Genomic DNA, 21,942 nt, shown 5'->3' with positions numbered 1-21,942 from the left:
TCACCGTTCGTCATCGTCGGGGCCGCCGGACGCGGCGGCTTCGAGTTCGCTCAGCACCTGGTCCTCCACCAGGTCGGCCAGGTCGGCCACGGTGCGGGAGACCAGCACGTCGCGGGGGGTGAGCGTGACGCCGAAGGCATCGTTGGCGCGGGAGGCGATCAGCAGGGCCCGCACGGAGTCGCCGCCGAGCAGGAAGAAGTCGTCGGTGACGCCGACGGCGGTGCCCAGGGTGTCGCCCCAGATCGCGGCGAGCGCCTCCTCGGTGGGCGTGCGGGGTGCCACCCGCTCGGCGGGGCCCGGTTCGACCGGCCGGGGTGCGGGCAGCGCGGCGCGGTCGGTCTTGCCGCCGGGGGTGAGCGGGAAGCGGTCGAGGACGGCGAAGGCGGTGGGGACCATGTGGCCGGGCAGTGAGCGGGCGGCCAGCGCCCGCAGTTCCGCACCGGTCGGTGGCTCGCCGGGCGAGGCGAGCACGTGGGCGACCAGCCGGGGCAGTCCGGGCTCGTCCTCGCGGATGCTCACCACCGCGTCCAGCACCGCGGGGTGGCGCACCAGGACGGCCTCGACCTCGCCGGCCTCGATCCGGTGGCCGCGCAGCTTGAGCTGGTGGTCGGTGCGGCTCAGGAAGTGCAGTTCGCCCCGGTGGTCGCGGCGCACCAGGTCGCCGGTGCGGTACATCCGGCTGCCGGGCGGTCCGTACGGGTCGGCGGTGAACCGGGCGGCGGTCAGTCCGGGCCGGCCGAGGTAGCCGCGGGCCAACCCGGGCCCGCTCAGCCACAGTTCGCCCGGCGTGCCGTCGGGCACCGGCCGCAGCCGGGCGTCCAGGACGCGGGCTCCGGTGCCGGGCAGCGGGCGGCCGATCGGCGGTGCGGCGCCGTCCGCCGTCAGCGGCGCGGACCAGGTGGCGACCACGGTGGCCTCGGTCGGGCCGTAGGAGTTGACCATGCGGTGGTGCGGGGCCCAGCGGGCGACCAGCTCGGGGCCGCAGGCCTCGGCGCCGACGATCAGGGTCCTGAGGTCCGGCAGGGTACCGGGGGTGTCGGCGGGCAGGGTGGCCAGGGCGGCGGGCGGCAGCAGGGTGTGGGTGATCCGCTCGGCGCGCAGCAGGCCGGCGAGCCGGTCGCCGAGCAGCGGCCCGGGGGCGGGCACCACCAGGCGGGCGCCGTGCGGCAGGGCCAGGCAGAGTTCCAGCACGGAGGCGTCGAAGCTGGGGGTGGCGAAGGCCAGCACCCGGTCGCCGGGGGCGATCCGGTAGTGGGCGGCCTCGGCGGCGGCGAAGGCGGCCAGGCCGCGGTGGGTGAGCACGACGCCCTTGGGGGTGCCGGTGGAGCCGGAGGTGTAGATGACGTAGGCGGGGTCGTCGAGGTCGAGCGGGCGGGTCCGGTCGGTGTCGGTGGGGCGGTGCTCGGGGCCGCCGTCCGGTCCGGCGGCGAGCAGGGCGGCGGTCTCCTTGGCGTCCAGGGTGAGCGCGGGGGCCGCGTCGCGCAGCATCGCCTCCACCCGCTCGTCCGGGTAGGCGGGGTCGACGGGGAGGAAGGCGGCACCGGTCTTGGCGACGGCGAGTTCGGCGAGCAGCATGTCCGCCGAGCGCGGCAGCAGCAGGGCGACCAGGGTGCCGGGGCCGGCGCCGCGGGCGATCAGCCGGTGCGCCAGCCGGTTGGCGTGGGCCTCCAGTTGGGCGTAGGTCAGTTCCGAGCCGTCGGCGCTCAGGGCCACCGCGTCCGGCCGGCGGTCGACGGCGGCCTCGACCAGGGCGGGCAGGGTGGCCGGGGTGACCGGGTCGAGGGCCGGGCGGGCCGGTCCGTGCAGCAGCCTCCGCCGTTCCCGGGGCGGCAGCAGGTCGAGGTCGTCCAGCCTGGCGGCGCCGTCGCTGCCGGCCAGCGCGGTGAGGATGTGCAGCAGTTGGTCGGCCAGGCTCTCGGCGGTCGCGCGGTCGAGGTGGCGGGGGTCGTGGCCGAGCTCCACGGCGAGCCGCTCGCCCGGCGAGACGACCACGGTGAGCGGGTAGTTGGTGGCCTCCCGGGCGTCCAGGTCGCGGATCCGCAGCCCGTGGGCGCCGGCCGAGGCCGCGCTGACGGGGTAGTTCTCCAGCACCACCAGGCTGTCGAACAGCGGGGTGCCGGGCGGGAGTTCGCTCAGCGCCCGGATCGCGGCGAGCGGCAGGTGCTCGAACCGGCGGTCCTCGGCCCGCTCCTCCTGGAGGCCGCGCAGCCAGTCGGCGCAGGGCCGGGTGCCGTCCACGGTGACCAGGGCGGGCAGGGTGGTGATGAACAGGCCGACGATGTCGTCCGCGCCGACCAGGTCGGCGGGGCGCCCGGAGACGGTGGTGCCGAAGCACACCCGGGCGTCGCCGCTGCGGTGGGCGAGCAGCAGTGCCCAGGCGCCCTGCACCAGGGTGTTGAGGGTGAGCCGGTGGCGGCGGGCGAAGGCCTGGAGCAGCGCCGTGTCGGCCGCGGTCAGCCGGTGCGAGAGCCACTGCCCGGAGCGGGCGGTGTCGCCGGGGGCGGGCCTGCGGTGGTAGGGCAGGGCGGTGGGCGCGGTGAGGCCCGCCAGGGCGGTGCGCCAGTGCTCGGCGGCGGCGCCGGTGTCGCGGGCCGCGAGCCAGCTCACGTAGTCCGCGAAGGGGCGGCGTTCGGGCAGCTCCGGCGCCCTCCCGGCGAGGAGTGCGGCGTGCGCGGCCAGCACGTCGGCGAGCACGTGGAAGACGCTCCAGCCGTCCAGCAGCACGTGGTGGAAGGTCCACACCACCCGGATGCTGTCCGGCCCGAGCCGGACCAGGTCGAGCCGGAGCAGCGGGGCGCGGTCCAGCGCCATCGGGCGGGAGCGCCGGTCGGCGAGCAGCGCCTCCAGCCGCCGGGTGCGCTCGCGCTCGGTGTGCCCGCTCCAGTCGTGCCGGGTGACCGGCAGGGTGGCGTGCCGGTGCACCAGTTGCAGCGGGACGGGCACGTCGTGGAGGGCGACGGCGGTGCGCAGCACGGGCGTGCGGTCGACGACCAGCTGCCAGGCGGCGGCCAGCGGCTCCGGGTCGCGGGCGCCGTCCAGCACGAAGGTGAGCTGCTCGACGTACAGGCCGTGTTCGGCCTCGTCCAGGCCGTGCAGCACCATGCCGGTCTGGGTGGGGGTGAGCGGCTGGATCCCGGTCACCTCCCGTCCGGTGCCGACCAGCCGGTCGACGGCGGCCTGGTCCAGCGGGGCGAGCGGGAAGTCGGACGGGGTGCGGCCGCCGGCGCCGGGTTCGGCGCAGTGGCGGACGATCTCCCGCAGTTCGTCGAGGAGTTCGGCGGCGAGCCGGTCGACGGTGGCCCGGTGGTGCCGTTCGCGGGAGTAGGACCAGGTGAACTCCAGCCGCCCGTCCGCCACCCGGCCGAGCACGTCGAGCAGGTGGGGGCGCCGGGCGGTGCGGTCGAGCCCGCCGGTGAGCGCGCCGTACGGGGTGTGCAGCAGGCCGCCGGGGGCGGGCGTCCAGTCCTGCCGGCCCAGGTAGTTGAAGCCGAGCTGCGGGGTTCCGGCGAGGCCGGGGGCCTTGCGCAGGTGGCGCAGGGCGCCGTGGCCGAGGCCGCCGTGCGGGACGGCGCGCAGGTTCTCCTTGACGGCCTTGAGCACGGTGCCGGTGTCGGCGGCCCGGGGGACGTCCAGGGTGACGGGGTACATCGTGGTGAACCAGCCGACGGTGCGGGAGAGGTCGACGCCGTCGAGGAGTTCCGCCCGGCCGTGGCCCTCCAGGGCGACGCTCACCCGGTCGCGTCCGGTCCAGCGGGCCAGCACCCGGCCGAGGGCGCAGAGCAGTACGTCGTCGATCCGGGTGCGGTAGGCCGCGGGGACGTCCTGGAGCAGTCGGGCAGTCCGCTCGGCGTCCAGGGCGACGGTCAGCGACTCCTCGACGGCGGCGGTGTCGGCGCCGTCCAGGTCGGTCGGCAGGACGGCCCCGGCCTCGCCCTCCGGGCTTTGCCAGTGGGCGAGTTCGCCGTCGAAGCCGCCGACGGCGGTGTGTGCGGCGAGCCGTTCGGCCCAGGCGCGGAAGGAGGTGGTCTTGGGGCCGAGGTCGGGCCGCTGCCCCGCGCGCAGGGCGCGGTGGGCGGTGTCCAGGTCCTCCAGGATCAGCCGCCAGGACACCGCGTCCACCACCAGGTGGTGCGCGGCCAGCAGCAGGACGGGGTGGGGTTCGTCGGCGAGGTGGCAGAGGGCGGCGCGCAGCAGCGGTCCGGCGGCCAGGTCGAAGCCCTCGGTCAGCTCCCGGCGCAGCGCCTCGAACTCCGGTGCGCCCGGCAGGTAGTGGGTGCGCAGCTCCGGGTCCGGCCCGGGCGCGCTGCCGTACTGCCGCCACCCGCCGTCCGGCCGGCGCCGGTAGCGCAGCCGGAGCGCGTCGTGCTGTGCCAGGACGGCGGCCAGCGCCGCCCGGAGCAGGTGTTCGTCGGTGTCGGGGGCGAGCCGGAAGGCGAGCGACTGGGTGAGCCGGGCCGGGTCCCCGTCGAGGGTGTCGAACAGCCAGTGCTGGACGGGGGTGAGCGGGGCGTCGCCGGTCACCGGGCCCTGTTCGGCGGTGCCGCCCGGGTTCGGCGACTCCTCGGCGGCGCGGGCGAGTTCGGCCAGGGTCTGGTGGGCGAACAGGTGGCGGGGGGTCAGGGCGAGGCCGGCCCGGCGGGCGGCGGAGACGATCCGGATGCCCAGGATGGAGTCGCCGCCGAGGGCGAAGTAGTTGTCGTCGGCGCCGACTTCGGGCACGCCGAGGACCTCGGACCAGATCGCGGCGAGGGTGCGTTCGGCGGCGGTGCGGGGCGGCCGCGCGGCGGCGTCGGCCGGGGTGTGCCACTGCGGTACGGGCAGGGCGCGCCGGTCCAGTTTGCCGGTGGCGCCGAGCGGCAGCCGCTCCAGCGGCACCACGAGGGCGGGCACCAGGTGGTCGGGCAGGCTCCGGCCGAGGAAGTCCCGCCACTCGACGGGGTCGGGCAGCCGGCCGTCGCGGGGGACGGCGTAGCCGACCAGCCGCTTGTGGCCGTCCTGTTCGACCACCCGGGCGGCGGCCGCCGCCACCTCCGGGTGGCGGGCCAACGCGGCTTCCAGCTCGCCGAGTTCGATCCGGAAGCCGCGCACCTTGACCTGGTCGTCGGCGCGGCCGAGGTAGCGCAGTCGGCCGTCGGCGCCCCAGCGCACCAGGTCGCCGGTGCGGTACATCCGGGCGCCGGCCGGGCCGAAGGGGTCGGGCAGGAAGCGGGCGGCGGTGAGGCCGGGGCGGCGCAGGTAGCCGCGGGCCACGCCGGTGCCGGCCAGGTACAGCTCCCCGGGGGCGCCGACCGGCACCGGGCGCAGCCGCCCGTCCAGCACGTAGGCCCGGGCGCCGCCGGCCGGGCGGCCGATCGGCGGGTCGCGGTCGGGGTCGGCAGGGCCAGCGGGATCGGCGGGACGAGCGGGGTCGGCCGGGTCGGCGGGGTCGCAGACGGCGGCGGTGGCGTAGACGGTGGCCTCGGTGGGGCCGTAGACGTTGAGGACCCGGCAGCCGGGGACGGCCTCCCGGACCAGACGTACGGTGCGGGCGGGCAGCGCCTCGCCGGCCAGCACCACGGTGTCGGCGGTGAGGCGGACGGCGTTCCCGGCCAGCAGTCCGCCGAGGGCGGAGGGCACCGCGCTGACCAGCCCGGCCCGCCGGGGCCCGGAGCCCTCGGTGAGGGCGAGGAGGTCCCGGACGAGCTCCACGCAGCCGCCGGCGAGCAGCGGCGAGAAGATCTCGAACACCGAGACGTCGAAGTTGAGCGAGGTGGCGGCCAGCACGTGGTCCAGGCCGCGGCCGGTGAACTCCCTTGCCGCCCAGTCGGTCAGGGCCAGCACGGAGGCCTGGGCGACCACCACGCCCTTGGGGCGGCCGGTGGAGCCGGAGGTGTGGATGACGTAGGCCGGGTGCCCGGGCAGCAGCGGGGCGGATCGTTCCTGCACGTCCAGCGCCTCGGCGGGCGCGGCGGCGAGCCGGGCGGCGCAGTCCGGGTCGTCGAGCAGGATCCGGGTGAACCCGCCCGCGGGGAGGCGCCGCCCGGCGCCGGAGTCGGTGATCACGGCCTCGGGCCGGACGTCCTCGAACAGGTACGCGATCCGCTCGGCCGGGTACCCGGGGTCGACCGGGAGGTAGCCGGCGCCGCTCTTGAGCACCGCCAGCAGGGCCACCACCAGCTCCGCGGTGCGGGGCAGCGCGAGCGCGACGAAGCGCTCGGGGCCGGCCCCGGCCGCGATCAGCAGCCGGGCCAGCCGGTTGGAGCGCTCGTCCAGCTCCCGGTAGCTCAGCACGGTGCCGCCGGAGCGGACGGCCGGGGCGTCGGGGGTGCGGGCGGCCTGCCGGGCGAAGGCCTCGGGCAGGGTGCGCTCCGGTGGCTCGACCACCGCGCCGCCGAGGCGTCGGACCAGCTCGCGACCCGACTCCGGTGCCAGCAGCGGCAGTTCGGCGGCGGTCCGGTCGAGGCCCGCCGCCAACCCGGCCAGCAGCGTGCGCAGGCTCGCCCCGAGGCCCTCGACGGTCGCGGTGTCGAAGGCGGCCGGGTCGTGGTCGAGGTCGATCACGACCGAATCGCCGGGGGCGACCACCACGCTGAGCGGGTAGCTGGTCGGCTCCTGGACGCTCTCGGTCTCCACCGCCAGGCCGTGCCGGCTCAGCGCACCGGCGTCGAAGGGGTAGTTCTCGAAGACCACGATGCTCTCGAACAGGGCCGTCCCGCCGGGCAGTTCGCTCCAGTTCTGGAGCTGGGCCAGCGAGACGGAGTCGTACCGGCGGGCCTCCGACTGGGCGCCCTGCAGCGCGTGCAGCCACTCCCGCAGCGGGCGGCGCTCGTCGATCCGCGCCCGGGTCGGCAGCGCGTTGATGAACAGCCCCACCATCGAGGTGACGCCGGGGAGTTCGGCGGGCCGCCCGGAGACGACGGTGCCGAACACCACGTCGTCCCCGCCGCCGTAGCGGGAGAGCAGCAGCGCCCAGGCGCCCTGGAGGACGGTGTTGACGGTCAGCCCGGCCTGCCGGGCGGTGTCGCGCAGCCGCTCGGAGAGTTCGGCGCCGAGGCCGATCCGCACCTTGGCACCGGAGCTGGCCCGGTGGGCCCCGGCGGGGCGCCGGTCCCGGGGCAGTTCGGTGGGCGCGGGGAAGCCGGCCAGGGTGTCGCGCCAGTACCGTTCGGCCCGCGCCCCGTCCTGGGCGGCGAGCCAGCGCAGGTGGTCGGCGAAGGGGGCGCGTTCGACGAGCTGCGGCGGCCGGCCCTCGGTCAGCGCGGCGTAGCGCTCGCAGACCTCGTCGAAGACCTGGGCCGCGCTCCAGCCGTCGAGCAGCACGTGGTGGAAGGTCCACACCACCCGCACCCGGTCGGCGCCCAGCCGGACCAGGGAGAGCCGCAGCAGCGGCCCGGTGGCCAGGTCGATCCCGGCCTCCCGGTCGGCGGCGAGCAGCCGGGCGGTGTCCCGGGCGACCCGCTCGGCGGGCCGGTCCGACCAGTCGTGGTGGGCGATCGGCAGGGCCGCCCGGCGCCGCACGACCTGGACCGGCTCGGCGGTGTCCTGCCAGCTGAGCCGGGTGCGCAGCACCGGGTTGGCGTCCGCGGTCCGCTGCCAGGCCTCGGCGAGCGCCCCCGGGTCGGTGACCCCGGTGAGCACCAGCTGCACCTGGTTGACGTAGGTGCGCCCGGCCGGCTCCAGCAGGCTGTGGAACAGCATGCCCGCCTGCATCGGCGTCAGCGGGAGGACGTCGGCGACCTCGCGCCCGTCCCCGACGATCCGGTCCACCGCCGCCTGGTCCAGCCGGGCCAGCGGGAAGTCGGCGGGGGTGCGCCCGCCGGCGCCCGGTGCGGCGCAGTGCGCGAGGATCCCCTCCAGCGCGCGCAGCATCGCCTCGGCGAGGGCGGTGACGGTGTCCGCGCGGTGCCGGCCGGCGCCGTAGTACCAGGCGATCTCCAGCTCCTCGCCCTCGACCCGGGCGACCACGTCCAGCAGGTGGGGCCGCTCGGTGCCGGGCGCCTCCGAACCGCCCAGGCCTCCGGGGACGGCGCGCACCAGGGCGGCGCCCTCGGCGGACCAGTCGAAGCGGCCGAGGTAGTTGAAGCTGATGCCGGGCGCGGGGGCGTCGGCGAGTCCGCCGTCGGGCGCCAGGTGGCGCAGCGCGCCGTAGCCGAGGCCGTGGTCCGGCACCGCGCGCAGCTGCTCCTTGACGGACTTGAGCGCGGCGCCCCAGTCCCCGCCGGGGGCGTCGGGGACGTCCAGGGCGACGGGGTACAGCGAGGTGAACCAGCCGACCGTACGGGACAGGTCGACGCCCTCGAACAGGCCGTCCTCCCGGCCGTGGCCCTCCAGGCCGATCGCCACCGTGCGCCGCCCGGTCCAGTCCGCCAGCACCCGGCCGAGCGCGGTGAGCAGCACGTCGTCGATCCGGGTGCGGTAGACGGCGGGCACCTGGCGCAGCAGCCGGTCGGTGCGTTCGCGGTCCAACCGGACGGTCACCGAGCGCAGTTCGGCGGCGGTGTCGGCGCCCTCGCCGTCCACCGGCAGCGGGGCGGCGCACGCCCGGGCGGCCTCGGCCCAGTGGGCGCGCTGCCCGGCGAAGCCGCCGGACTCGGCGCGGGCGCGCAGCAGGCGGGCCCACTCCCGGACGGAGGTGGTGCGGGCGGGCAGCCGCAGCGGGCGGCCCTCGACGGCCTGCCGGTAGGCGGTCTCCAGGTCCTCCAGCAGCACCCGCCAGGAGACGCCGTCGACCACCAGGTGGTGGACGACGAGCAGCAGCCGGGCCGGGCCGGCGGTGCCGGGCCGGAACAGCCGGGCGGTGAGCAGCGGGCCGGTGTCCAGCCGGAAGCCGGCCTGGGCGGCCGCGGTCACGGCCGCCTCCTCGTCCCGGTGGTGGACCGTCAGCAGCTCGGGGGCGGTGGTGTCGGCGGGTTCGCAGTGCTGCTGCCAGGTGCCGTCCGGGCCGGGGGTGAAGCGGCAGCGCAGGGCGTCGTGGTGCGCCCGGAGGGCGGCCAGGGCACGGCGCAGGGCGTCCTGGTCGACCGTGCCGGGCGTCTCCACCACCACGGACTGGTTGAAGTGGTGGGCCTCGGCCGGGGCGGCGTCGAGGAACCAGTGCTGGATGGGGGTCAGGCCGACCTCGCCGCCGACCGGTTCGGTGCCGACCACGGTCACGGTGGTGCCGGCGGCCGCGGCCAGCGCGGCGACGGTGGGGTGCCGGAAGAGGTCGCGCGGGGAGAGCGCGAGGCCGGCGGCGCGGGCGCGGGAGACCACCTGGATGCTGAGGATGGAGTCGCCGCCGAGCAGGAAGAAGTCGTCGTCGAGGCCGACCCGCTCGACCCCGAGCAGCTCCGCCCAGATCCCGGCCAGGGCGCGTTCGGCGTCGGTGCGCGGGGCGCGGTGGGCGGCGCCGCCGGCCGGGGCGCGGTCGGGGGCGGGCAGCCGGCGGCGGTCGACCTTGCCGTTGGCGGTCAGCGGGAGTGCGGGGACCGTGACGAAGGCGGTGGGCAGCATGTAGTCGGGCAGCTCGGCGGCCAGGTGGGCGCGCAGGGCGGCGGCGGTGGGGGGTTCGGCGTTCGCGGCGGTATCGGCGGTATCGGCATGCTCGGCGCTCTCGGCGCTCTCGGCGCTCTCGGTGAGCACCAGGTGGGCGACCAGCCGCTTGCGCCCGCTGCCGTCCTGGTGCAGGCCGACCACGGCCTCGGCGACGGCCGGGTGGGCGGTCAGCCGGGCCTCGATCTCGGCGGGTTCGATCCGGAACCCGCGGATCTTGATCTGGTCGTCCGCGCGGCCGACGAACTCCAGGTCGCCGTCCTCGCTCCAGCGCACGGTGTCCCCGGTGCGGTACATCCGGCCGCCGGGCGGGCCGTACGGGTCGGCGAGGTAGCGGGCGGCGGTCTCCCCCGGCCGCCCGGTGTAGCCCCGGGCGAGGCCGGCCCCGGCCAGGTACAACTCGCCGGTGGTGCCCGGGGGTTGTGGCTGGAGCGCGCCGTCCAGGACGTACGCCCGGGTGTTGTCCAGCGGGCGGCCGATCGGCAGCACGGCGGGCAGCGGGTCGCCGGTGCGGAAGGCCCGGCGGGTGGCGAAGGTGGTGGTCTCGGTCGGGCCGTAGACGTCGACCACGGTGAGTCCGGGGCAGGCCTCCAGCACCCGGCGCACCACGGCGCCCGGCACCGCCTCGCCGCCGGTCCACACCTCGCGGGCGCCGCGCAGGCAGCCCGGGTCCTCCTGGGCGAGCACCCGGAACAGGCCGATGGTCAGGAACAGGCAGCGCACGCCCTGTTCGGTGACGGCGCGGCGGACCACGGCGGCGTCCACGTCCCCGGGCGGGGCCAGGACGGCGGTGCCGCCGCGCAGCAGCGGCACCCACAGCTCGTAGGTGGAGGCGTCGAAGGCGTGCGGGGAGTGCACCAGCACCCGGTCGTGCCCGGCGAAGGCGCCGTCCAGGGCGAGCGCGGCGACGTCCCGGCGGCGCACGGCGACGCCCTTGGGGGTGCCGGTGGAGCCGGAGGTGAACATCAGGTACTGGAGGTGGTCGGGGTGGACGGGCGTCGGCTCGAAGCGCTCCGGCTCCGGGCCGGCGGGGCCGCCGTCGACCAGCAGCACCCGCTCGTCCGGGCGCAGTCCGGCCGCGGTGCCGGCCCGGTCGGCGTCGGTGAGCAGCAGGTCGGCACCGGCGGCGGTGAGCATCCCGTGCAGCCGCTCGCGCGGGGCCCGGCCGTCCAGCGGGACGTACACCCCGCCGGTGCGGACCAGCGCCAGCTGGGCGACGACCAGGGCGACGGAACGATCCATCAGGACCCCGACCGGGCGCTCCGGGCCGACCCCGAGCGCCGCCAGCCGGGCGGCCAGGGCGGCCGCGCGGGCGTCGAGTTCGCGGTAGCTCAGGCGCTCCTCGCCCGCTTCCAGGGCGACCGCCCCGGGCGACCGCCGCACCTGCTCGGCGAACAGCTCGGCGACGTCCCGCTCCGGCCGCTCGACCGCGGTGGCGTTCCAGTCGACCAGGACCTTCCGGCGCTCCCCCGCGGACAGCAGCGGGATCCGCGCGGGCGGGCGGTCGGCGCCCTCGGGCAGCGCGGTCAGCAGGGCGGTGAGCTGCCGGGCGGTGCGCCGGATCGTGCCGGGGTCGAACAGCCGCGGGTCGTAGCACAGCCGCAGGGACAGCTCCGGCCCCGGGTGGGCCAGCAGGGCGAGCGGGTAGTTGGTGGTCTCGATCCCGTCCAGCTCGCGCAGCCGCAGGCCGTGGGCGGCCGCCGCACCGTCGTCGACCGGGTAGTTCTCGAAGACCACGATGCTGTCGAACAGGGCGGCCTGCTCGGGGAGTCCGGTGGCCTCCCGGAGCCGGGTGAGCGGCAGGAAGCCGTGCCGGCGGTCCTCGCTCTGCTCCCGTTGGAGCCCGCGCAGCCAGTCCAGCAGGGTGCCGTCGGCGGGCACCGCGGTCCGGGTGGGCAGGGTGGTGATGAACAGCCCGGTCATCGACTCCACCCCGGGCAGCTCGGGCGGGCGGCCCGAGGAGGTGGTGCCGAACAGCACGTCGCCGCGGTGCGCGCCGCGGCCGAGCAGGATCGCCCAGGCGCCCTGGACCAGGGTGTTCAGGGTCAGGCCGGCGCCGCGGGCCAGCTCCTCCAGGGCCCGGGTCGCGGCGGCGGGCAGGGTGAACGGCAGGGCCCGGCTGGACTCGGCGCGGTGGCTGCCGCGCGGCTCGCGGTCGTAGGGCAGCGGGGTCGGCTCGGTGACCCCGGCCAGCCGGGTGCGCCAGTGCCGCTCCGCCTCGGCGGTGTCGCGCCCGGCCAGCCAGGCGAGGTAGTCACGGTAGGGGCGGCGGTCGGGGACGGTGCCGGGCGGGACGGTGCCAGGCGGGACGGTGCCGGACGGTGCGCCTCCCTCCGGGCCGGACCGGGCCAGGGCGGCGTGGGCCGCGAAGACGTCCGTGAGCACCTGGAACAGGCTCCAGCCGTCCAGCACCAGGTGGTGGAAGGACCACAGCACCCGCACCCGGTCCTCACCGAGCCGGATCAGCGCCAGCCGCTGGAGCGGGGCCCGGTCGAGGTCGAGGCCGCGGGCCCGGTCGCGGTCCAGCAGGTCGGCCAGCCGCGTGGCGCGCTCGGGCTCGGGGACCTCGCGCCAGTCCAGTTCGGTGACCGGCAGCTCCGCCCGGCGGTGCACCACCAGCAGCGGCTCGGGGACGTCCTGCCAGCGGACCCGGGCGCGCAGCACCTCGGTCCGGTCGGAGACCCACTGCCAGGCCGCGGCCAGCCGGCCGGGGTCGGGCACGCCGTCCAGGACGAAGTCCAGCTGCTGGAAGTAGGCGCCGCCGCCGTCGTCCGCGAGGTCGTGGAAGAGCATGCCGGCCTGGGTGGGCGTCAGCGGGAGGACGTCCGCGACCGCGCCCGGGTCCTCGCCGATGATCCGGTCCACGGCCGCCTGGTCGAGCCGGGCCAGCGGGAAGTCGGACGGGGTCCGCCCGGCGGCGCCGGGGCTGACCGCGAAGCGGGCGAGGTCGGCGAGCTCCTCGGCGTAGCGCCGGGCGAGCGCCTCGACGGTGGCCCGCCGGTGCCGGGGTTCGGCGTAGTGGAAGGTGAACTCCAGCGCCTCGTCGACGAGTCGGCCGACGATCTCCAGGGGGTGCGGGCGCTCGACCCCCGGGTCGGCGTCCAGCTCCAGCGGGCGGAAGGTGCCGCGCAGCAGCCCGGCCCCGTCGTCCGCACGGTCGTCACCGCTGCCACCTCCGCCCGAAACGTCCATCCGGCCCAGGTAGTTGAAGCTGATCCGGGCGGTGGGCGCGGCCGGGGCCGTGCCGGGGCGGCCCAGGTGGCGCAGGGCGTCGAAGCCGAGCCCGCGCCGGGGGACGGCCCGCAGCTGCTCCTTGACCTGCTTGAGCACGGCGTCCCAGCCGGCCTCGGACGGCACGGCCAGCGCGACCGGGTGCCGAGTGGTGAACCAGCCGACGGTCCGGCCGAGTTCGAGCTCGGCGAAGAGCTCCTCGCGCCCGTGCCCCTCCACGTCCACCAGCACCTGCGTCGGCCCGCCCGCCCCGCGCAGCGCCCGCCCGAGGGCGGACAGCAGCACGTCGTTGGCCCGGGTGCGGTAGGTCTCGGGCAGGGTGCGCAGCAGGGCGGCGGTGGCGGCGGGGTCGAGCCGTACGGTCACCGAGCGGGCCGAGGCGTAGTCGTCGGGGGCCGTCCGGTCCTCGGCCGGGAAGGGCTCGGGGTCCTGGCCGTCCGCGGACGGCGAGGGGAAGGCGTGCGCCCAGTACTCCGTCTCGTCCTCGAAGCCTCCTGCGGCGGCGAACCCGGCCAGCCGCTCGGCCCACTGCCGCAGCGGGGTGGACTTCGGCGGCAGGGCGGCCGCGCCGTCCCGGCCCGCGCGGCGGGCCCGGTAGGCGGTGTCGAGGTCCTCCAGCAGCACCCGCCAGGACACCCCGTCGACCACCAGGTGGTGGACGGCGAGGTGCAGCACGGGCGGCCGCCCGGCGCCCCGGTCGTGCAGTACGGCGCGCAGCAGCGGGCGGTGTCCGGCGCCGTGCAGCGCGAAAGGTCCGAAGTGGGGGGTGTCACCGTCGGGCCCGGTGTGCCGGCCCAGCCGCAGCCGGGGCGTGCGCTCCTCGACCCGCCAGTGCGCGGCCTCCGCCCCACCGGCCGTCACGAACGAGGACCGCAGGGCGTCGTGGTGCGCGACCAGGTCGTTCAGCGCCTCCTCCAGCGCCGCCGGATCCACCTCCGCGGGCAGCAGCAGTGACAGCGCCTGGTTGAAGTGCCCGGCCCGTCCGGCGGAACGTTCCAGCCACCAGCGCTGGATCGGGGTCGGCACCGCCGTCCCGGTGGCGGCCACCGGGGCGACGGCGGCGGGCCGTTCGGCCGCGTCCGCGCAGCGGGCCAGCGCGGCGACGGTCTGGTGCCGGTAGAGGTCCCGGGAGGTCAGCGGCAGGCCCTCCTGCCGGGCCCGGGCGACCACCTGGATGCCGAGGATGGAGTCGCCGCCGAGGTCGAAGAAGTTGTCGTCCGCGCCGACCCGCTCCAGCCGCAGCACATCCGTCCAGATGGCGGCGAGCGCCTGCTCGGCGGGGGTGCGGGGGGCGACGTGGCGGACGGTCCGGGCGAGCGGCCCCGGGTCGGGCAGCCGGCCGCGGTCGAGCTTCCCGTTGGGGTTGAGCGGCAGGGCGGGCAGCAGGACGACGACCGCGGGCACCAGGTGGTCCGGCAGGGTCAGCGCGAGCGCGCGCCGCACCGCCTCGGGCTCCACCCCGCCCGCCGGGCCCGGCACCACGTAGCCGACCAGGCGCCGGTGGCCGCCGCTCTCCGCGACGGCGGCGGCCGCCTCGACCACGCCGGGGCAGCGCCGCAGCGCCTCCTCCACCTCGCCCAGTTCGATCCGGAAGCCGCGGACCTTGACCTGCTGGTCGATCCGGCCGAGGTACTCCAGGTCCCCGTCGGCGTTCCACCGCACCAGGTCCCCGGTGCGGTACATCCGCGTCCCGGGCCCGCCGTACGGGTCGGCCACGAAGCGGGCCGCGGTCAGCCCGCCGCGCCCCAGGTAGCCGCGGGCCAGGCCGCCCCCGCCGAGGTACAACTCGCCGACCACTCCCGGGGGTTGCGGGCGCAGCCCGGCGTCCAGGACGTACGCCCTGGTCAGTCCCAGCGGGCGGCCGATCGGCGGCGCCCGGTCCGGCAGCCGGTCACCGGCGAACCAGGCGGTGGCGTAGACGGTGGCCTCGGTGGGGCCGTAGAGGTTGGCGACGGCGCTGCCGGGCAGGGCCCGCCGCAGGTCGCGCACCGCGCGGGCGGAGAGCGCCTCGCCGGCCAGCACCACGGTGTCCGGGGCGACCGGGGCGGTGCCCCCGGCGATCAGCCGGGAGAGCGCCGAGGGCACGCCGCTGAGCAGGCCGACCGAGCGCGGGCCCCCGGCGTCGGCCTCGGCCTCGGCTCCGGCCTCGGCGAGGACGGTGAGGTCCGCGACCACCTCGACGGACCCGCCCACCAGCAGCGGGCAGAGCAGTTCGAAGACCGAGACGTCGAAGCTGAGCGAGGTCGCGGCGACCACGTGCGCCAGCCCGTCGGCCCCGAACCGCTCCGCCGCCCAGTCCGCGAGCGCGGCGACGCTGCGGTGGGTGACCACGACGCCCTTGGGGCGGCCGGTCGAGCCGGAGGTGTGGATGACGTACGCGGGGTGGTCCGGCAGCAGCGGGCCGAGCCGGTCGGCGTCGGTCAGGTCGGCGTCAACCCCTGAGGCGTCGGCACCGGGAGCAGCGGCGCAGTCCTCCAGCAGCAGCACCGGGCACCCCCCGGGCAGCGCGGCCGCCGTCTCCCGGGTGGCGAGGACCAGCGCGGGCCGGGCGTCCGCCAGCAGCAGCCGGATCCGCTCGGCCGGGTACGCCGGGTCCACCGGCAGGTACGCCGCACCGGATTTCAGCACCGCCCACACCGCCGCCGGAAGTTCCGCCGAGCGCGGCAGGCAGAGCGCGACCAGCCGCTCCGGGCCCGCGCCCCGGGAGACCAGCAGCCGGGCGAGCCGGTTGGCGCGCCGGTTCACCTCCGCGTAGTCCAGCCGCACCGGTCCGTGCACCACGGCGGTCCGCCCGGGGGCCTCGGCGGCCCTCGCCTCGAACAGGGCGGGCAGGACGGCGCCCGGCGCCCCGGTCCGGCCGGTGGCCGGCGGGTTCCAGGAGTCGAGCAGGGTGCGCTGCTCCTCCTCGGAGAGCATGGGCAGTTCGTCGAGGACACGCTGCGGACCGTCCGCCATGCCGGCCAGCAGGCGGTGCAGGTGCCGGCTCATCCGGGCCACCGTGCGCCCGTCGTACAGGTCGGTGCTGTACTCGACGGTCAGCGTGCAGCCGCCGGCCCCGTCGGGGGTGAACTCCAGCACCAGGTCGAACCGGGCGGCCGGGCGGGGCAGCGGGTGGTCGGCGAAGCGCAGGCCGCCGGCGGTGGCCGGGGCGGTGGGGCTCTGCTGGACGACCAGCACCTGCACCAGCGGGGTCCGGCTCGGGTCCCGGGGCGGGGCGAGTTCCTCGACCACCCGGTCGAACGGCGCGGCGGCGTGCGCGAAGGCGTCCAGCAGCACGGCGCGCAGGTCCTCCACGTACCGGTCGACGGTGGCCTTGCCGTCCACGTCGGCGCGCAGCACCACGGTGTTGACGAAGAAGCCGGTGACGTCCTCCAGCTCCCGCCGGTCGCGCCCGGTGGTGACGGTGCCGAAGGCGACGTCCCGTTGGCCGGAGTAGCGCGAGAACAGCAGCGCGGACGCCCCGGCGAACAGGGTGAACAGGGTGGTGCCGCGACCCGTCGCGAGGTTCCGCAGCCGGGCCACCAGTTCGGCCGGGAGATGGTGGCGGTGCGCCGCCCCGGCGGTGCCGCGCAGCGCGGGCCGGGGCCGGTCGGTGGGCAGTTGGAGCGGCTGGAGGTCCGCCAGGCAGCGCTTCCAGTGGGCGAGGTCGGCGGTTGGGTCCGTGCCCCGGCGGTGCTGCTCCCAGTGCGCGAAGTCGGGGTACTGGAGGGCGGGTTCGGGCAGCCCGTCCGGTGCGCCGGTGGCCTCGGCCCGGTAGAGCGCGGCGAGGTCGCGGGTGAGCACGGCGACCGAGCGGCCGTCGGTGACGATGTGGTGCTGGCCGAGCAGCAGCAGGTGGTCCTCCGCGGCGAGCCGGACCAGCAGCGCCCGGGTGAGCGGCCCCTGCGCCAGGTCGTACGGGCGGCCGAGCTCCTCGGTCAGCAGCCGTTCGGCGGCCGCCGTGCGCTCCTCGGCGGGCAGCGCGGCCAGGTCGGCGGTGCGCAGCGGCAGTTCGGCCGTCCCGGCGACGTGCTGGACGAGCCGGCCGTCGAGGGTGGCGAAGGTGGTGCGCAGCGCGTCGTGGCGGCCGGCCAGCCGGTGCAGGGCGCGGCGCAGCGCCTCGACGTCGGGCGCCCCGCGCAGCCGCAGCGCCGCGCCGGTGTTGTACTCGGTGCCGCCGGCGTCGAGGTCGTCGAGGAACCAGAGCCGGCGCTGGGCGCTGGAGGCGGGCAGCGGACCGCCGCGCGGGGCGGGCGGGATCGGCTCCGGCGCCGCGTCCGCCGGCCGGTCGTCCAGCAGCGGGGCCAGGGCGGCGACGGTGCGGGCGGTGAAGACGTCCCGGAGGGTGAGCCGGGCGCCGAGCCGCTCGGCGATCCGGGCCAGGGTGCGGGCGGCGAGGATCGAGTCGCCGCCCAGCTCGAAGAAGTCCTCGCCGACGCCGACCGCGTCGAGGCCGAGGGCCTCCGCCCAGATGGCGGCGAGGGCGCGTTCCCGGCCGGTGCGCGGGGCGAGCGGTTCGGCGGTGTCGGGGCGGGCGGGGGCGGGCAGGGCGCGCTGGTCGACCTTGAGCTGCGGGGTGAGCGGCAGGGCGGGCAGGACGACCACGGCGGAGGGCACCAGGTGGGCCGGCAGGGCCGCGGCCAGGGCGGACCGCAGGCCGGCCGGGTCGGGGGCGTGCTGCGGGTCGGCGGGGGTGGCGTAGCCGACCAGCCGGGTCCGGCCCGGCTCGTCCTCCCGGACCACCACGACGGCCTGGTCGACGGCCGGGTGGGCGCGCAGCGCGGCCTCGATCTCGCCCGGTTCGATCCGGAAGCCGCGGACCTTCACCTGCCGGTCGAGCCGGCCGAGGAACTCCAGCTGTCCGTCGGCGGTCCACCGGGCGCGGTCGCCGGTGCGGTAGAGCCGGGCGCCGGGCGACCCGAAGGGGTCGGGCAGGAAACGCGCGGCGGTCAGGCCGGGGCGGCCCAGGTAGCCGCGGGCCACGCCCTCGCCGCCGAGGTACAGCTCGCCGTCGGTGCCGGCCGGCCGGGGGCGCATCCGTCCGTCGAGCACGTACGCCCGGGCGTGCGGCAGCGCCGCGCCGATACTCGGGGTGCCGCTGCCGGCGGCGAGCGGTCCGGTCCAGGTGGCGACGATGGTGGCCTCGGTCGGGCCGTAGGAGTTGATCATGCGGCGGCCGGGTGCCCAGCGGTCGACCAGCTCGGCGGGGCAGGCCTCGGCGCCGACGATCAGGGTGCGCAGGTGGCGCCCGGCCCCGGCGGGCACGGTGGCCAGCGCGGCGGGCGGGACGAGCGCGTGGGTGATCCGGTGCTCGTCCAGCACGGCGGCGAGCTCCGCGCCCAGCCAGGGGCCGTCCGGCGGGACGACCAGGGTGGCACCGGCCAGGACGGAGATGAACAGTTCCAGCACGGAGGCGTCGAAGCTGGGCGAGGAGAACTGCAGCACCCGGTCGCCGGGGCGCACCGCGTAGCGCTCGACGGCCGCGGCGGTGAACCCGGCGATGCCCCGGTGGGTGACCACCACGCCCTTGGGGGTCCCGGTGGAGCCCGAGGTGTAGATGACGTACGCCGCGTGGTCGGTGCCGGGCCCGGCGGCTGCGGCTCCGGCTTCGGCTTCCACGGCTCCTTCTGTTTCCGCCTCCAGCGCCGCGGCGACCCGGTCCGGGTCGTCCAGCACCACGGCGGGCGCGGCGTCGGCGAGCATCAGCGCCCGCCGCTCGGCCGGGTAGTCCGGGTCCACCGGCAGGAAGGCGGCGCCGGAGCGGGCGACGGCCAGCTCGGCGGCGACCAGTTCCATCGAGCGCGGCAGGACCAGCGCCACCGTGCGGTCCGTGCCCGCGCCGCGCCGTCTCAGCGCGCGGGCCAGCCGGTCGACCCGGTCGGACAGCTCCCGGTAGCTCCAGGTGCGCGAGCCGTCGGTCAGCGCCGGGGCGTGCGGCGCCTCGGCCACCCGGGCGGCGAACAGCCCGTCGAGGGTACGGCCCGCCGGGCGCGGGTCGGTGACGCCGTCCGGCGCCCCGGCGGTGTCGCGGGCCGACGGCGGAGCGGACGGACGCACGGGCTGGGCGGGCCACTCGGCCATGGCGGGAGGTCCTTCCGGACGGGGAGGAGGCTGCGCGGGCACCCGGGCGGAGGCCGGCCCTCGGTGCTGCGGGAACGGTGTGGCGGCAGTGCACGAGCGTGGGGGTGCACGGCGGTACGACGGTGGTACGGCGGCGGTGCGACGGCAGGCGCCGCCTGCGGCGGCTCAGGCGGGCCCGGTCCGCCGCGCGGTGCGCCCGGACACCTGCACCAGGTCGACCACCCCGGTGGCCGGGTCGCGGTGGAACCACCCGCCCGGCTCGGGCCGGCCGGTGTCGGGCGCGATCAGGTCGTAGCGCAGGTCGGCGTAGCAGCGCAGCGGGAGCGGCAGGTCGCCGTCCACGGAGAGGGTGAGCCCTCCGTCGTGCGCCGCCTCGACGCGGTACCGGATCCCGCCGTTGCGGTAGTCGCCCGCGCACTCCGGCAGTTCGGCCGGGACACCCCGGGGCTCCTGCTCCCCCGCGGCCACCGGGGCGATCGCGGCGGGCACCGCGATTCCGGTCAACTCGGCCATTTCTGCCGCGAGTTCCCGCCAGAGTGCGGTGGCGCTGCCCGCGTTGCCGGTGAAGGCGACCACCGTCCCGCCGTCCGGTTCGGCCCGCAGGTGGCAGGAGGTGCCCATGGCGTTGCCGTCGTGGCCGCACCAGAGCCGCCCGTCCTGCCGGTAGAGCGCCAGGCCCGCGCCCCAGCCGTCCGCGAGCGCGCCCGGGCGGGCCCCGGGCTGGGGGCGGCGCAGTTCGTCGGCGACGTCCGCGGGCAGTGCCTTGGCCCGGCCGATCGCGGCGGCGCCGAAGGCGGCCAGGTCGGCGGCGCTCAGCAGCAGCGCCCCGGCGGGCGCCTCCACCGGGGCCAGGTTCTGCCGGACCGGCCGGACCCGGCCGGTCGCGGCGTTGAAGGCGTGCCCGGCGGCGAGCGGGCGCCCCGCCGCGGCCGGGCCGGCCGGCAGCGGACCGAGGAAGGCGGGCACGGTGTCCAGCGGTTCCAGCAGCAGGGTCGCGACGGCCTCCGGCCAGGGCATCCCGGTCACCGTCTCCACCAGGCGCCCGGCGGCGACGTAGCCGGCGTTGGAGTAGGAGAAGCCCGTCCCGGGCGGGAACAGCGCGTCCCGGGCGGTGCAGACCTCGGCCAGGTAGTGCGCCGCGGTGCTCCGGGCGGCCGTGTCGGAGTCCGGCCCGGTGGGCAGTCCGCCGGTGTGGCCGAGGAGTTGACGGATCGTCACCTCGCGGAGCGGGCGGAACTCGGGGAGGTGCGCGGCGACCCGGTCGTCGAGGTCGAGGTCCCCGTCGTCGGCGAGCAGCACCACCAGGGCCGCGGTGTACGGCTTGGTGAGCGACCCGACCGGTACGGCGGTGTCCCCGGTGAGCGGCGCGCCGGTGGCGGCGTCGGCCACGCCGGTGTGCAGGGCGACGACCTCCGCCCCGGTGTCCAGGACCAGTTGGGCCCCGGGCACCCGGTGGCGGCGCGCGAGCGTGTCGAGCCGGTGCTGCAACTCGCGCCGCAGCAGCTGCGGAACGCGCTCGCGGACCGGCGCGGAAACGGGGTACGGCATGGGCGGTGGCTCCCGTTGACTGGTTCTCGGGTGCGGACGCGACGGCGCGCCCGTGAAGGAATTACGGATTGCCGAGGAACGCTCTGCCGGATTCACGGCCGGCGGCGCAGCGCAGCGCGAAGTACCGCGCGCACAACGCGATCGACCGAACGCCGTCCGGCAGCAACCGGCCCGACACGAACGGGAATGGAGGCGCCTCCCGGCGCGGCACGGCGCGACGACGGCGCACACGGGGCGCTCCGGGCCACGACGGCGCGCGGCGGCCGGACGGCACGAATACGACCCGTTTTTCCCGCTACGCGGAAAGCCCCGCGCGGCCGAATACCCGGCCCGGGCCGACGGGACCGGACTGGCACCCCGGACACTCCGGCCTGCGGGCCCGTCGGCCCGCACCCCGCAGGGTCGCCCCACCCGGCATCGCAATCCCCCCTGCGCCCCTCCCCCGCGACCACCGTGCGGAACCCTCTCCGCAACGGCCCCGGGAGACAGCGCAATCCTTGACGGACCGAACGTTCGAAAGACGAACGCGGAACAGTCTTCACGGCGGATCACCCGCTCGCAACCCCTTCCGATTGAACGGAAAGCAATTCTCATGGGAAACGGACCGACGAAATCCCTGGTGTGGCTCCCGACCACGGACGGAACGCCTGATGACGCCTGTGAATTGGTTGGCCGAAACCGTGGCCGTCGGATCCCGACGGGCCGGAACCAGATTTTCACCGACACCGCAGAGTGGCCACAATGACGCTCGGGACGGCTGTGCGGAAATGCGACGGAGGATATCGGGGGTGAAAGGGGAGGGCCCGTGGTTCGGACGTGCCGTGCGGTGTTCCCGGAGCCGGCGGCGCACCGTGGTGCGCCGTACCGGGGGACTCGCGTTCCGCAACGGCGCACGGCGGCTCGGGACGGCTCGCGGGGATCAGCGGCGCACGGGGCCCGGGCCGCGCGCCGCTCGGCGGCGCACGACCCGCGATGCCACGACCCGCGATGCCACGACCCCCGATGTCACGTTCCGCCGCGCTGCCCGGTCCATCCGGTACCTGCACGACGAAGAACGAAGGGAGCGTCCTCACCATGAAGGCCGTCATCGTGTGTGTCTCGGTGTCCCACGGCAACACCCGCCGGATCGCCGAGGCGATCGCCCGGCCGCTGGCCGCGCCGGTGGTCGCACCGGAGGAGCTGGACCCGGCCGATCTCACCGGCTACGACCTGGTCGGGTTCGGCTCGGGCGTCTTCACCGGCCGCCTCCACCCGCGCCTACGGCGCTTCGTGAGCACCGTTCCGTCCGTCCTCCCGTCCGCCGAACACCCCTGCCGGGCCTTCGTGTTCGCCACCAGCGGCCTGCCCGAACCCGGCTTCCGCCCCTTCACCCGGCCGACGGAGCGCGCCCTGGCGGTGAAGGGCTTCCGGATCGTCGACGGCTTCACGGCCCGCGGCCACGACACCTGGCTCCCGTTCCGCCTGGTCGGCGGGATCAACAAGCACCGCCCCGACAGCCGCGACCTCGCGGCCGCCCACACCTTCGCCGAGCGCCTGCGGAGCGCGACCACGCCGACGTCCTGAGCCCGACGTCCCGAACCCCGCACCCCGGGT

3 protein-coding genes are annotated in these 21,942 nt (G+C 77.2%); 1 reads left to right on the top strand and 2 read right to left on the bottom strand.

Annotation, left to right across the window (positions count from 1 at the left end; translation table 11 throughout):
- Both ACFXOZ_RS10825 and ACFXOZ_RS10820 read right to left on the bottom strand, forming a co-directional pair.
- A complete protein-coding gene (locus tag ACFXOZ_RS10825) occupies positions 1 to 18,801 on the bottom strand; it encodes a non-ribosomal peptide synthase/polyketide synthase (RefSeq protein ID WP_380589387.1) in 18,801 nt (6,266 codons plus the stop codon).
- Between the two features lie 165 nt (positions 18,802 to 18,966).
- On the bottom strand, positions 18,967 to 20,349 hold the full coding sequence (locus ACFXOZ_RS10820) for a serine hydrolase domain-containing protein (RefSeq protein WP_380589384.1): 1,383 nt from the start codon (positions 20,347 to 20,349) through the stop codon (positions 18,967 to 18,969).
- Positions 20,350 to 21,423: 1,074 nt separating this feature from the next.
- On the opposite strand from ACFXOZ_RS10820, the gene ACFXOZ_RS10815 reads away from it, so the two are divergent.
- Positions 21,424 to 21,912 carry a flavodoxin family protein gene (locus tag ACFXOZ_RS10815; protein WP_380589381.1) on the top strand — a complete coding sequence of 163 codons (489 nt, stop codon included), beginning with the start codon at positions 21,424 to 21,426 and terminating at the stop codon, positions 21,910 to 21,912.
- Positions 21,913 to 21,942: the final 30 nt, after the last annotated feature.

The sequence above is a fragment of the Kitasatospora sp. NPDC059160 genome (assembly GCF_042755465.1).
Classification (GTDB): domain Bacteria; phylum Actinomycetota; class Actinomycetes; order Streptomycetales; family Streptomycetaceae; genus Kitasatospora.
The sequence above is the reverse complement of the archived record's forward strand: the minus strand, read 5'-3'. Positions and strand labels throughout refer to the sequence as shown.

What these genes read in the sequence shown, in the direction of transcription:
- ACFXOZ_RS10825 (WP_380589387.1), bottom strand. Translation starts at nt 18,801, where the DNA reads ATGGCCGAGTGGCCCGCCCAGCCCGTGCGTCCGTCCGCTCCGCCGTCG.
- ACFXOZ_RS10820 (WP_380589384.1), bottom strand. Translation starts at nt 20,349, where the DNA reads ATGCCGTACCCCGTTTCCGCGCCGGTCCGCGAGCGCGTTCCGCAGCTG.
- ACFXOZ_RS10815 (WP_380589381.1), top strand. Translation starts at nt 21,424, where the DNA reads ATGAAGGCCGTCATCGTGTGTGTCTCGGTGTCCCACGGCAACACCCGC.